The sequence below is a fragment of the Bifidobacterium margollesii genome (assembly GCF_002860355.1).
Taxonomy (GTDB): Bacteria; Actinomycetota; Actinomycetes; order Actinomycetales; family Bifidobacteriaceae; genus Galliscardovia; species Galliscardovia margollesii.
This window is the reverse complement of sequence record NZ_NMWU01000004.1, coordinates 18,954-31,540: the sequence shown is the minus strand read 5'-3', so window position 1 is coordinate 31,540 and position 12,587 is coordinate 18,954. Positions and strand designations below refer to the sequence as shown.

The window sequence follows — 12,587 nt, the reverse complement described above, 5'->3', positions numbered from 1 at the left end:
CCGCGCCCTATTCGCTCGCCTGTCGGCGAGCCTGAACCCTAGAAACGGCTCCACCGTTTCCTTGACGGGTTCAGCCTGAGGGGAAGCCAAGCTCGCACCGATTAACCGTCGATGATGCGTGTGTCATCAAACTGCTTCAGCGTGAAATTCGATAACGCGTGTGTCGTCAAGGCGCACCGAGGGAAGGCGCACAAAGGTGCGTCGACCGAGAAGCAACGCCGACGACACTCCGTTATCGGATTTCAGTCGAGTTTTTCGACTTGGTCGAAGTTAAGCTCCACCGGCGTATCGCGCCCGAAGATGGACACGAGAACGGTGAGTTTCTGGGTGGCCGGGGAGACTTCGGAGATGACGGCGGCCATGGAGGCGAAGGGGCCGTCGTTGACGGTGACGTGGTCGCCGACCTGGAAGCTGACTTCGACGGTGCGCTTCTTGGCGGCGGCGGGCTTGTCGCCGGCGGCCTTGAGGGCTTCGGAGGAGATCATCGGGGACATCATGGTGACGACTTCCTTGCGGGTGAGCGGAACCGGGGTGCGGTCCTGTCCGACGAAGCCGGTGACGGCTTCGGTTTCACGGACGATGCGGAAGGCGTCGTCGTCGGGCATCATGCGGATGAGCACGTAGCCGGGGATGCGGACGCGGGAGACGATCTTCTTGCCTTTGTCGGTGTGCTTTTCGACTTCTTCCATGGGGACTTCGATCTGGAAGATCTGGTTTTCCATGCCGAAGGAGGCGACGCGGGATTCGATGTTGGTTTTGACGCGCTTTTCGTAACCGGAGTAGGTGTGGAGAACGTACCATTTGCCGGGGAGGGTGCGGAGCTTCCTGGAGAATTCTTCGACGGCGATCTGGCCGGCGTCCTTGTCCTCGTCGGAATCGTCGGCGTCAGAATCGGAATCCGCGGAATCGGAACCGGCAGCCTCGGCATCGTCGGCCGACTCGGAATCAGCAGCCTCGGAGGCGGCATCGTCGGAAGCCTCGGTATCGTCGGCAACCTCGGTATCGTCGGCCTCAGTCACCGTGTCATCGGCGGCCGCGGAATCGTCGGAGACCTGATCGGCCTCAACGGGCGCGGGCTCGGAGACGGGGGCCACGGCGGCCTCTTCATTCACTTCGTTGAATTCATCAGTCATAACGTGTCCTTTAAAAGCGTGTCCTTCACGATTGCTCATTCGGCGCTGCGGGCCGCGCCGATCACTATCCTTTGCCGGTTACGGATCAGCCGAACACCGCCATGACGGCCTTGCCCAGACCGAAATCAAGACCGGTGACCAGCAGCATCAGGAAAATGACGAAAATAAACACGGCGATGGACCACAGCAACAGTTCCTTGCGTGTGGGAGTGACGACCTTGCGCAGCTCATCGATGATCTGCTTGATGAACAGGCCGATCCGCATGAAGATGTTCGGCTTTACGGTGCTCGCGTCAGCATTTGATTTCTTAGCCATATCCATCCTCACAAAATCGAAGAACACCAGTTCATCTCTAGCAGGGAAGGCGGGACTCGAACCCACAACCTACGGTTTTGGAGACCGTTGCGCTACCAATTGCGCCACTTCCCTATTTAACTTTGCCTATCGTACACACACCCTCGGAAAAGGAGGTGTTAGGCAGACGAAAAACCGCCAAGAGCACATATTAGCGGCTCTTGCGGATTTCGTCCACCCCAGCACCGTCATACGGCGTGTGCGCACGGATGGCAACGGTTTCGGCCTGCCGTTCAGGCCTCGACCCACCGGCGGAATCGCGCGATGCCCTCGACGAGCTGATCGTCAGCCAGCGCGTACGAGAAGCGCAGGTAGCCTGGAGCGCCGAACGCCTCGCCCGGCACGGCGGCCACATGGGCTTCGTCGAGCAGCAGCGACGCCAGATCGGAGCTTGTTTCGGCCACGGAACCGTTGGGCCCGAGCGGACGGCCGAGCAGGGCGGTCACGTCGGGGAAGGCGTAGAACGCGCCGGTGGGCGTGGGGCACTGGACGCCGGGGATCTCGCTCAGGGCCGAGACGATGGCCCGACGGCGCTTGTCGAAGGCCTCGCGCATGCGGTGCACTTCGTCGAGCGGCCCGGCGACGGCGGCGAGCGCGGCCTGCTGGGCCACGTTGTCCACATTGCCGGTGAGATGTCCCTGAAGTTTGGCCGCGGCCTTGGCCACCGGTTCGGCGGCGATCATCCAGCCGACTCGCCATCCGGTCATGGCGTAGGTTTTGGCCACGCCGTTGAGCACAAGCAGACGGTCTCGCAGTTCGGGCACGACGGCTCCGATGTACGTGGTTTTCGCATCGTCGTAGTTGAGGTGCTCGTAGATCTCGTCGGAGATCACCCACAGGTCGTGTTCCAGCGCCCACTCTCCGATCGCGCGGATCGTCTCCTCGGGCCAGACGGCACCGGTGGGGTTGGATGGGGAGTTGATGATGATCGCACGAGTCCGCTCGGTGCGCGCGGCCTCCAGCTGCTCCACGGTGGGGGTGAAGTTCTGATCGGCTCCGGACAGCACCTCGACGGGCACGCCGCCGGCGAGTTTGATCATTTCGGTGTATGAGGTCCAGAACGGTGCGGGGACGATCACCTCGTCGCCGGCGTCGATGAGGATCTGGAACGATTCGTAGACGGCCTGCTTGCCTCCGTTGGTCACCACCACCTGCTGCGGGGTCACTTCGTATCCGGAGTCGCGCTTCGTCTTCGCGGCGATCGCATCGCGCAGTTCGGGCAGACCGGCGGTGGGCGTGTACCGGTAGTTGCGCGGATCGCGGCACGCCCGGGCGGCCTCCTCCACCACGTAGTCGGGTGTGGGGAAATTGGGCTCGCCGGCACCGAATCCGATCACGTCCACGCCTTCTGCTTTGAGGGCCTTGGCCTTGCCGTCCACGGCGAGGGTGGCGGATGGGGAAACGGAGTTGATGCGGTCGCTCAGGTTGCGCCTTGATTCTTGTTCAGCCATGATGCCCAGCCTATAACTAGATCACGAGATTCGATCGTTTTCGGCGGTGTGGTATCCCAGTTCGGCACTCACCCGACTGGCGGCGTCCACCACCACGGGTCCGAGGGCCTTCATGCGTCGCGGAGGCATGAACTGGATGGCTCCGGAGACGGAGATCGCGGCCACGGTTTTGCCGCGGCCGTCGCGCACCGGGGCGGAGACGCATCGGATGCCGGGTTCGTTCTCCTCGAGGTCGTAGGCGAATCCCTGTTTGGCGAATTTCGTCATGGCCGCGGAGAACGTGGCTTCGTCGGCGTAGTCGTGTTCGGGGTCACGGCCGGCGAGGTTGCGGTCCTGCACGTACTGCGAGCGCCACCGGTCGGGCGAGTCGAGCAGCAGGGCCTTGCCGATGCCGGTGTAGGTCAGCGGCATGCGGCATCCGGGCCATGATCGCACTTCGATGCCTCGGGTGCCGTGGATCTTGTCGAGGTAGAGGGCCATGCCGGCGTCCTCCACGGCGAGGTGGATGGTGTCCTTCACCTGGTGGGCGAGGTCCACCAGGATCGGATGGGCGACCACCTGCAGGGAGACGCTGTCGAGGGCCTGGAATCCCAGTTCGATCAGTGCGGGGCCGAGTTGGAGCCGGCCGCCGTCGGATTCGCGCAGGAATCGTTCCACCCGCAGCGCCTGGATCAGCCGGTGGGCGGTGCTTCGGCTCAGTTCGGTTTTTTCCACCACTTCGCGAAGATTCGCGGCGCCGTCGGCCACGGCGCGCAGCACCATGATCCCGTGGATCAGGGTTCGCGTGCCGGAGGGGGCTGCACTGTTCTCTGCCATAGTCTCCTACTATATTTCACTCGTTGACTCATCTGTCCGCCCGGAAACGGAAAACGGGTCTCACGCCGGAAGATCGGCGAAAGACCCGTGTCAGCAACAGCGGAAAGGAAGTGCGATCAGCCCTTGTATTGGGCGATGTCCGCGGCCAAGGCCTTGACGTACAGGTCGGTGTCGCCGGCCACGGCCACGAAGTTCGCGCCACGGGAGAAGGCTTCCTTGGCGACGTTCACGTCGAAGGCGAGGAAGCCGACGGCCTTGCCGTGGGCCTTGATCACCTTGAAGGCGTCGTAGACCTGATCCATGATCGCGGCCGGATCGTCGGGATGGCCCAGCGAGGCGGAAAGGTCGGCCGGTCCGATGAAGATGCCGTCGACGCCCTCCACGGAGGCGATGTCCTCGATGTTGTCGAGGGCTTCCTGGGATTCGACCTGTACGAGCAGGCAGATCTCGTTCTTCGCGTCGCGCATGTAGTTGGGGATGCGTCCCCAGCGGCCGGACCGGGCGATCGGCGAGCCGACGCCGCGGATGCCTTCGGGGGCGTAGTTGACGGCCTTGACCATCAGCTCCGCCTCCTCTTTGGTGTTGACCATCGGCAGCAGCAGGGTCTGCGCGCCGAGGTCGAGCACCTGCTTGATCAGCACCGGATCGGCCGAGGCGGGTCGTACGACGGGCGTGGTGTCATAGGGGGCCACGGCACGCAGCACGTCGAGGATGGTGTTGAGATCGTACGGACCGTGCTCGCCGTCGACCAGCAGCCAGTCGTAGCCGGCGCCGGCCGAGATCTCGGCGGCGGTGGGAGAGGCCAGGGCCATCCACAGGCCGTACTGTTCCCTGCCTTCCTTCAGCGCCTGTTTGAAGGCGTTATGCGGTAAAGATGTCATGGCATGCCCTCCGACATGTTCTTCATTGGATGTGCCGTAGCTCATCGGGTACCTTCCGGCGTTCGATCAGTGCTCGAACGGACGTTCGAGCGGGCACTCGCGGTTGAGTTCGACGCCGAAGCCCGGCTTGTCGAGTTCCTCGGCGGTGATGATGCCGTCGTGCGGAACCGGCTCGTCGATCAGGACGGGGTCGAACTGCGGGCGGACGTAGTCGGCGTGCGGCGAGGTCATGAGCATCTCGCTGAACGGCGTGTTGGTGAAGGTGATGACCGCGTGGTGCGAGTAGACGGAGGAGCCGTGGGGCACCACGAGCTGGCCGCGGGACTTGGCCACGGCCGCGATCTCGCACAGCGAGGTCACGCCGCCGCACCAGCCGACATCGGGCTGCAGGATGTCCACGCCGGCCTCGGAAAGCTCCTTGAAGCCTTCGAGAGTACCGGTGTGCTCGCCGGTGGTCATGAGCATGCCCTTCGGCATGTTCTGCTTGAGCTGACGGTAGCTTTCGACCTGCTGGGGCGGGAAGCACTCCTCAAGCCACTTGAGCTTGTACGGGGCGGCCGCGTGGGCGAGCTTGGTGGCGTAGTTGACATCCTGGCTCATCCAGCAGTCGAACATCAGCCAGAAGTTGTCGCCGACGCGCTCGCGCATCTCCTTGAGCATGGCGATGTCCTTGGCGATGCCCTCGTCGCCGTCGGCCGGACCCCAGTGGGTCGGCATCTTGCCGCCGATGAAGCCCATCTTCTGCGCCAGATCCGGACGGGCGCCGGTGGCGTAGAAGTGAATCTCATCGCGCACGGCGCCGCCGAGCAGCTTGTAGACGGGGAGCTTCACGACCTTGCCGTAGAGGTCCCACAGAGCCAGGTCCACGCAGGAGATGGTGTTGATGACCACGCCGCCGCCACCGGAGTAGTACTGGGTGGCGTTGAGCATCTGGTCGTGGATCAGCTTGATCTGATCGACGCGCTTGCCTTCGACGAAACGGGACAGGTGATGTTCGACGATGAAGCAGCCGACCGTGCCCGCGGTGGAGATCGCGAAGCCGGTGGTGCCGTCGGAGGCCTCGACCTCGACGACCAGCGTGCCGAGCACGTTGATGCCGAAGGACTGACGGGACTGCTTGTACTCCTCATACTTGCTCATCGGCGTGGCGATGTGATCGTCGATCCAGTGATCCTTGCCCTGATCGTGGTAGTCGCCGCCGCCCTGGCCGTGAACCTTGGCCGCAGCGCCGCCCATGCTGTACGCACGGATGTGCGTGATCGTGGGCAGCTTCAATGATGGTGCTAGTGCCATAGTGCCTGTCCTCTTTTGTGGTTCTTGTGGTTGGAAGTCAGTCGTTGACGTCGTTGACGCTTCGTTGCATCGTCACAACCGCGATGGTGCGGCGTCTCGAACTCGATGACGATTGTCACTGTACCAGCCATGGAACATCATCCCTATATTTGAGATTTTTAGTTGTTGCCATCATTTTCATCAAACATCTTCCTTACGTAGCTTATAACGCCGCACATCGTCGATTCCTGTTATTTTTTACCCTTGGCCGCCCATCCCAATTGATGGGACGACATGGTTCACCTCCATAAGATATGGAAGCAGTGCAAGGCATGGCGCTCCAATGGCGGAGCCGTATCCGACAAGCGCTCAACGAACGAACGCGGAGATGAACCCATAGTCCCGGCACGCAAGAGAGAACCGTATATCGAACATAGAGGTTGTTATGGCAGATCGAATCACAACCGAAAAGACGGCAGACAAGCCGCGCGAGCTTGCGGGAATCGTCGCACGCACCAGCGCACGCCTCGTCCCCTTCCTACTGCTCATGTATGTGCTGGCGTTCTTCGACCGCACCAACATCAGCTACGCGCAGCAGTCATACATGGCCGACACCGGCCTGACCGCCCAAGGCTACGCCCTCGGCTCCGGCCTGTTCTTCGTCATCTACTCGTTCCTCGGCACGCCCTGCAATCTGGCGATGCGCAAGGTCGGTGCCCGTAAGTGGCTGACCATCCTCGCCATCCTATGGGGTCTCGTCGGCGCGGGCATGGCGTTCACCCACAACGAGACGCAGTTCCTCATCGTCCGCGTGCTCCTCGGTATAGCCGAAGCCGGCTTCTTCCCCGGCGCCATCTACCTGACGACCATCTGGTTCCCGAAGGACAAGCAGGACGAGATCCGAGGACTGTTCTACATGGGCGCCCCAATCGCCATGGTCATCGGATCGCCCGTCTCCGGCCTGCTCCTGCAGATGCACGGCATCGCCGGCCTGCCCGGCTGGTGGTGGATGTTCTTCCTCGAAGGCATCGCCGCCGTCGCCGTCGGTATCGCCGCCTGGTTCTACCTTGACGACAACCCGCGTTCCGCCCGCTTCCTGAGCCGAGAAGAGGGCGAAATCCTCGCCACCGTCATCGAAGACGAGGAAAAGAACGCACCCGTCAAGACCGAATCCTCCGTGCAGGGCGCATTCAAGTCCTGGCGCGTGTGGGTGCTCTCCATCGTCTACTTCCTCATCCAGGTCGGCGTATACGGCATCACCTTCTTCCTGCCTTCCCAGGTTTCCGGCCTTGTCGGACAGAAGGTCGGCCTGACCGTCTCCCTGATCTCCACCATCCCGTGGGTGTGCGCCCTCATCGGCACCTGGCTGCTGCCGAAGTGGTCGTCCAAGGTCGGCCATCACCACATCTTCGTGGCCGTCATCCTGCTCATCACCGGCGTTTCCATCGCGGCCTCCGCGTTCGCATCCCCGCTCATCGCCATCATCTGCCTGTGCTTCGCAGCCACCGGCGTCATCGCCAGCCAGCCCATCTTCTGGCGTATGCCCACCGAGCTGCTCACCGGCGCCGCACTGGCCGGCGGCATCGGCATCGTGACCATGCTCGGCGGCTTCGGCGGCTTCTTCGCCCCGAACATCCGCGTCTGGTTCGACATGCTCTTCGGCACGCAGGAAACCGGTGAAGGCGGCCTCGTCGCCCTCGGTATCTTCGTCCTCGTCGGCGCTCTGCTCTCCTGGATCGTCGGCATCTCCGAAGGCAGGGGCAAGAAGAACTAGCCCTCATTCATACGCACCCCTCTCCTTAATCGCAGATTCCCTCCGCGTCCCCTTCCTCGCGGAGGGAATCTGCATATCCGCACCTCTACCATCAGGAGAAATCATGGAACTGGCATTGAAAACCGGCTCGCTGCTGCTCATCATCGTCGGCTCATATCTGTTCAAACGTGCGGGATTCTTCAAGGAACGCGACTACAAAATACTGCAGGTGTTCGTCTTCAACGTCACCCTGCCGGCCGCCATCATCCATTCGTTCGCCCAGAACCAGCATGATTTCAGCCTGTTTTGGATTACGCTTCTGGGATTCCTCGGCGCACTCATCCCCCTGTTCGTCATCTACGCCGCCACGCGACGCGGAACGACCGAACATCGCGCGTTCGAAATGCTCAACGCCACCACATTCAACATCGGTAATTTCACCCTCCCCGTCGTCACCACATTCCTCGGTCCCGCCGCAGGCGTCGCCGTTGTCATGTTCGACATGGGCAACGCCGTCATGTGCGCCGCCGGATCACTCGTCGTCACCAGCGCACTGCTCCACCTCAACACCGGCGATACGCCACGATCCCCCAAGGACCGTCTCAAATCCAGTGCCCGTAATTTCTACACGTCGGTCGCCTTCGACACGAACATCATCATGATCGTCATGCTGATCGCCGGCATCTCAATCCCCCAAGGCGTCGTCACCGTCATCGAGCCGCTCGCCAACGCCAACACCTTCTGCTCCATGGCCATGGTCGGCATGATGATGGAAATCCCCGAGCTCGCCGACGACCGCCGTGAAATGCTCAAGGTATTGGTCTGGCGATTCGCCATCTCCATCATCGGATCACTGCTCGCCTGGTATCTGCTGCCGGTTCCCCCGCTCGGCCGCAAGGTCGCCGTGATCTGCATGTTCGCGCCCATCGCCATCTTCGCCACCAAATTCACCGACATGACGCTCGGCAAAGCCAAACTCGCCGGATTCTCGCTGACGATCTCGGCCGTAATATCGCTGATCATCATGGCCCTGCTCAGCGCCTTCCTCCCCGCATAGTCGGTCACGAATCCGCAGTCATATGGCAAGAATGGCAAATTTCACATATAGGGACTCCATTCCATAAAAACTATACTGTTGTGTAAACCGCGTTGACACCGCAGTCGATGCTCAACGGCGGCAACACACACGGCAATCACAGGAGATTCACCAACATGACCGCAAACACCTACGATTTCAACGGCAAAGTCGTCATCGTCACCGGCGGCGGCACCGGCATCGGCCGCGCCATCACCCGCGGCTTCCTCGACAACGGCGCCACCGTCATCGCCGTAGGCCTCCGCCCCGAACCCCTCGAAGAAACCGTCGCCGGCTACGACAACGGCCACACCCACATCACCGACGTCTCCGACCACGCCCAGGTCCACGACCTCGTCCAAGACGTCGTCAGTCAATTCGGCCACCTCGACGTCGTCGTCTCCAACGCCGGCATCTTCGAAGGCGGCGAAATCGAACACGTCTCCGACGAAGTCTGGCACAAACTCTTCTCCGTCAACATGGACGGCCTCTTCTACCTCACCAAAGAAGCCCTCCCCTACCTCAAGCAGACCAAAGGCAACATCGTCGTCGACACCTCCGTCTCCGGCCTCTACGGCGACTGGGGCCAAACCGCCTACAACTCCACCAAACACGCCATGAACGGCTTCGTCCGCTGCGTCGCCCTCGACTACGGCCAATACGGCGTCCGCATCAACGCCTTCGCCCCCGCCTTCATCGAAACCGACATCAACAAGGAAGTCTGGACCGACCCCGACCGCCTCAAGCCCTACATCGACCGCGTCGCCCTCGGCCGCACCGGCAAACCCGAAGACTGCGCCGACCTCGCCCTCTTCCTCGCCTCCCCCGGCGCCTCCTACCTCACCGGCCTCGTCGTCCCCGTCGACGGCGGCACCACCGCAGCCACGGGGCAGGGGCGGAATAATTACGAATCCGACACCCGATCCGTCCTGTGATTGTTGAATGATGGAGCGTCCGCTGCGTTACGGGGAACTCGACGTACCTTTGTACGCCTTCGTTCCCCGCGCCTTGCGGCCGCACGCATCATTCAACAATCAACGGCAACCCGTGCGTACAAAGCGACGTCTTTGCGCCTTCGTCTTCCACGCCTTGAAGCCGCACGCATTACGCAAACCTCAACGGCAACCCGTGCGCGGGAGGTTCGACGTACCTTCGTACGCCTTCACCTCCCGCGCCTAGAGACCGCACACATCATTCAACAATCAACGGCAGCTTGAGGCGCGCAACCGCGCATCACAACGCACACAACGCACACACCAACCACGAACACAAGGAAAGCTCTGAACAATGACGCTTGGAGAGGATTACCAGCAGCCCGTCCCCGGCCGCATGTACACCATCATCCCGGAAACCCCCGAACACGTCGAACGAATCCGCCCATTCATCGACACCCACGTACACCTCATGGAAACCGCCCTATACTCGTGGTTCAACGACTCCAAAGCCCCCACCTTCGAAGGCCCATGGGACCCACTATTCAAGGCCGGCGACTATCTGGCCGACAACCTGCTCGATGAAACCACAGGCAGCAACATCAACCTCGTCGGCGCCGTACACGTACAAGCCAACGCCGACGACCCAGTAGCCGAAATCACCAGCGTGGAAAAGCAGAGCGAACAAACCGGCCTACCCGTAGTAACCGTTGGCGGCGGAGACCTCTCCTCCCCCGATTTCGCCGCCACCCTGGAACAGGAGCTAGACCATCCAAGCCTGCGCGGCATACGCCAAAACCTCAACATGCACCCGCATCCCCTATACCACTACGTAAGCCACTCATACATGGACGACCCCTCGTGGCTCAACGGGCTCGCACTACTCGAACGGCACGGCCTAAGCTTCGACATGCAGCTATACCCCACGCAGTTCGCCCGCGCCGCCGAAATCATCGACGCCCACCCCAACACCCTATTCATCATCAACCACGCCGGCATGTGGGCCGACCGCGACCTCGCCGGATTCCAACTCTGGAAAAACGGGCTGACCGAACTCGGCAAACGCGACAACGCCGTCATCAAAATCTCCGGACAACCCTCCATGGACCACTACTGGACCATCGAAAGCCTCAAACCCGGCATCTACACCACCATCGACGCATTCGGCATCAACAAAACCATGTTCGCCTCAAACTTCCCCGTCGACAAACTCCACTGCTCATACGTGGACCTCATCCACGCCTACGCACGCTGCGTGGAAACCCTCACCGAAGACGAACAGAACGCGATGTTTGTAAGCAACGCCCGCAAATACTACCGCTTCTAGTGGCTGGCGATGATGGAGCGTCCGCTGCGTTGCAGGAGGTTCGACGTACCTTGGTACGCCTTCACCTCCTGCGCCTTGCGGCCGCACGCATCATCGCCAGCCACCGGCAACCAGCAGAGTCAGCCACGTTACGGGAAACCCGACGTACCTTGGTACGCCTTCACCTCCTGCGCCTTGCGGCCGCACGCATCATCGCCAGCCACCGGCAACCACACCGACGACGAACACACGCCTACGCGACGGAAACGCCGAATCGGACGGCATGAGCATCGGCACGACGATGATCCGCAGTCAGACGCACGACCATGCCGCCGAACACGCCCGACAGCACCGCCACCACGACGAACGCCCACAACGCCACGGTGATCACGCCGGGCACGAGCAGCGACGGCAGCACCAGTGAGGCGAACGCGCAGGGAATACGGCCGATGCCCAGGATCAGACTCTGCGCTTCGGCCGAAACCGCCACGGGAAAAATCTCCTGAGTCCATATCTTCGCATTCATCTCACCAGCGAAATTGCAGAAGAACTGGAACAGGATCACGGCGGCGGCGGTGAACCACATCGTACCGCCCACGGCCATGATCGCCATAGCCAGTATCTGGGCGGCCGCCCCCACCCAGAACAGTCGGTCACGCCACTCACCCTTCGGCACCCGGCCGTACGCCACGCCACCCGCCACGCAAAGTATGGCGGAAACGATGCCGATGATCACGGCCTGCGTCTGCGTGGCATGCTGCGAAACCAGCAGATAGGTCTGGAACTGGTTGATGGTGTTGGCCATCATATTCCACATCACATAGAACAGCGCCAGCACCGCGAACAGCACCGCGTATCGGCGGCCGGTCCGCGCATCCACGGATTTCAGCACGTCGACGATACCGGCCGATTCCACGGAATCGGCGGTGGAATCCGCCACGTCGATCCGCTCGCGATCAGCCGCAGCCCGGTGCAGCCGTGCGATTCTCGGATCGGCCACGCGCCACAGCGCGGTGACCAGGGCGATCAACGCCAGCACGCCGAAGACGATGCGGGCGCCGAGGAATCCGACGGGACTGACGATCAACGCCAGCACGTAGGGGCCGAGAATACCGACCGACCACAACACCTGCGTACGGCTGACCAGATAGCCTTTCAACGTTTCGTCGGGTACGTCGTGCGTGATCACGCTGATCGACACCGGCAGGTCGAAGCCGACGGCGAGCGCGGCCATACCAATACCCAAGGCCAGTACGACGAAGTTCGGAGCCGTGGCGCAGGCTGCGAGCGCGAGCGCACAGACGAAGGCGTTGATGTTGAACATGCGCACCAGACCGAAGCGCTGGGCGATGAACCCGCCGCAGAAGGAACCGGCCGCGAAGGCGAAGGTGAGGATCGCGGACACCGCGCCGACCTGCGCGGCGTTGAGACCGAGACCCTCCCGCCACAGGGCCAGCGTGGAGCTCAACGCGAGAATGGTGCCTGCGCCGAGGAACGAACCGAGTCCGGCGGCCATGCCCAGTATGCCGTACCCGCGATCGTCGGGATTCGATGCGCCCACCGTCGTCCGTGCCATTTCTGCCTCTCCTTCATCGACACGATCACAAACGGCC

At 62.0% G+C, this 12,587-nt stretch carries 11 protein-coding genes and 1 tRNA gene; 4 read left to right on the top strand and 8 right to left on the bottom strand.

The genetic code is table 11. From position 1 onward, the window contains the following. Window positions 1-242: 242 nt before the first annotated feature. From nusG to rhmD, 7 genes are all read right to left on the bottom strand, one after another. Entirely contained in the window at window positions 243-1,133 is an 891-nt protein-coding gene (gene nusG, locus Uis1B_RS01395) for a transcription termination/antitermination protein NusG (protein ID WP_101614834.1), read from the bottom strand. Between the two features lie 85 nt (window positions 1,134-1,218). Beyond that, on the bottom strand, window positions 1,219-1,449 hold the full coding sequence (gene secE / locus Uis1B_RS01390) for a preprotein translocase subunit SecE (RefSeq protein ID WP_101614833.1): 231 nt from the start codon (window positions 1,447-1,449) through the stop codon (window positions 1,219-1,221). A gap of 41 nt (window positions 1,450-1,490) precedes the next feature. Beyond that, window positions 1,491-1,563 (bottom strand) — tRNA-Trp (locus Uis1B_RS01385). Window positions 1,564-1,721: 158 nt separating this feature from the next. Further along, a complete protein-coding gene (locus Uis1B_RS01380) occupies window positions 1,722-2,939 on the bottom strand; it encodes a pyridoxal phosphate-dependent aminotransferase (protein ID WP_101614831.1) in 1,218 nt (405 codons plus the stop codon). A 21-nt stretch (window positions 2,940-2,960) separates the two neighbouring features. After that, entirely contained in the window at window positions 2,961-3,755 is a 795-nt protein-coding gene (locus tag Uis1B_RS01375) for an IclR family transcriptional regulator (protein WP_101614829.1), read from the bottom strand. Between the two features lie 116 nt (window positions 3,756-3,871). Further along, window positions 3,872-4,636: an aldolase/citrate lyase family protein gene (locus Uis1B_RS01370; protein ID WP_101614869.1), complete on the bottom strand. Its 765-nt coding sequence runs from the start codon at window positions 4,634-4,636 to the stop codon at window positions 3,872-3,874. A 66-nt stretch (window positions 4,637-4,702) separates the two neighbouring features. Continuing rightward, window positions 4,703-5,929 carry an L-rhamnonate dehydratase gene (gene rhmD / locus Uis1B_RS01365; RefSeq protein ID WP_207763352.1) on the bottom strand — a complete coding sequence of 409 codons (1,227 nt, stop codon included), beginning with the start codon at window positions 5,927-5,929 and terminating at the stop codon, window positions 4,703-4,705. 424 nt (window positions 5,930-6,353) lie between these two features. Between rhmD and Uis1B_RS01360 the strand changes: the two genes are divergently transcribed. From Uis1B_RS01360 to Uis1B_RS01345, 4 genes are all read left to right on the top strand, one after another. Then, complete coding sequence (locus Uis1B_RS01360) at window positions 6,354-7,682, top strand: MFS transporter (protein WP_101614825.1); 1,329 nt, start codon at window positions 6,354-6,356, stop codon at window positions 7,680-7,682. A 103-nt stretch (window positions 7,683-7,785) separates the two neighbouring features. After that, window positions 7,786-8,718: an AEC family transporter gene (locus tag Uis1B_RS01355; protein WP_101614823.1), complete on the top strand. Its 933-nt coding sequence runs from the start codon at window positions 7,786-7,788 to the stop codon at window positions 8,716-8,718. A 155-nt stretch (window positions 8,719-8,873) separates the two neighbouring features. Beyond that, entirely contained in the window at window positions 8,874-9,671 is a 798-nt protein-coding gene (locus tag Uis1B_RS01350) for an SDR family NAD(P)-dependent oxidoreductase (protein WP_101614867.1), read from the top strand. A 352-nt stretch (window positions 9,672-10,023) separates the two neighbouring features. Beyond that, window positions 10,024-10,995 (top strand): amidohydrolase family protein, encoded by a 972-nt coding sequence (locus Uis1B_RS01345; RefSeq protein WP_101614820.1) that lies wholly within the window; start codon window positions 10,024-10,026, stop codon window positions 10,993-10,995. 232 nt (window positions 10,996-11,227) lie between these two features. On the opposite strand, the gene Uis1B_RS01340 is transcribed toward Uis1B_RS01345, so the two are convergent. Then, complete coding sequence (locus Uis1B_RS01340; protein ID WP_165782664.1) at window positions 11,228-12,550, bottom strand: MFS transporter; 1,323 nt, start codon at window positions 12,548-12,550, stop codon at window positions 11,228-11,230. Between the last annotated feature and the right edge of the window lie 37 nt (window positions 12,551-12,587).

Coding starts and splice junctions, on each gene's coding strand:
- Uis1B_RS01350 (WP_101614867.1), top strand. CDS start 8,874: ATGACCGCAAACACCTACGATTTCAACGGCAAAGTCGTCATCGTCACC.
- Uis1B_RS01355 (WP_101614823.1), top strand. CDS start 7,786: ATGGAACTGGCATTGAAAACCGGCTCGCTGCTGCTCATCATCGTCGGC.
- Uis1B_RS01380 (WP_101614831.1), bottom strand. CDS start 2,939: ATGGCTGAACAAGAATCAAGGCGCAACCTGAGCGACCGCATCAACTCC.
- Uis1B_RS01360 (WP_101614825.1), top strand. CDS start 6,354: ATGGCAGATCGAATCACAACCGAAAAGACGGCAGACAAGCCGCGCGAG.
- Uis1B_RS01340 (WP_165782664.1), bottom strand. CDS start 12,550: ATGGCACGGACGACGGTGGGCGCATCGAATCCCGACGATCGCGGGTAC.
- Uis1B_RS01370 (WP_101614869.1), bottom strand. CDS start 4,636: ATGACATCTTTACCGCATAACGCCTTCAAACAGGCGCTGAAGGAAGGC.
- secE (WP_101614833.1), bottom strand. CDS start 1,449: ATGGCTAAGAAATCAAATGCTGACGCGAGCACCGTAAAGCCGAACATC.
- rhmD (WP_207763352.1), bottom strand. CDS start 5,929: ATGGCACTAGCACCATCATTGAAGCTGCCCACGATCACGCACATCCGT.
- nusG (WP_101614834.1), bottom strand. CDS start 1,133: ATGACTGATGAATTCAACGAAGTGAATGAAGAGGCCGCCGTGGCCCCC.
- Uis1B_RS01375 (WP_101614829.1), bottom strand. CDS start 3,755: ATGGCAGAGAACAGTGCAGCCCCCTCCGGCACGCGAACCCTGATCCAC.
- Uis1B_RS01345 (WP_101614820.1), top strand. CDS start 10,024: ATGACGCTTGGAGAGGATTACCAGCAGCCCGTCCCCGGCCGCATGTAC.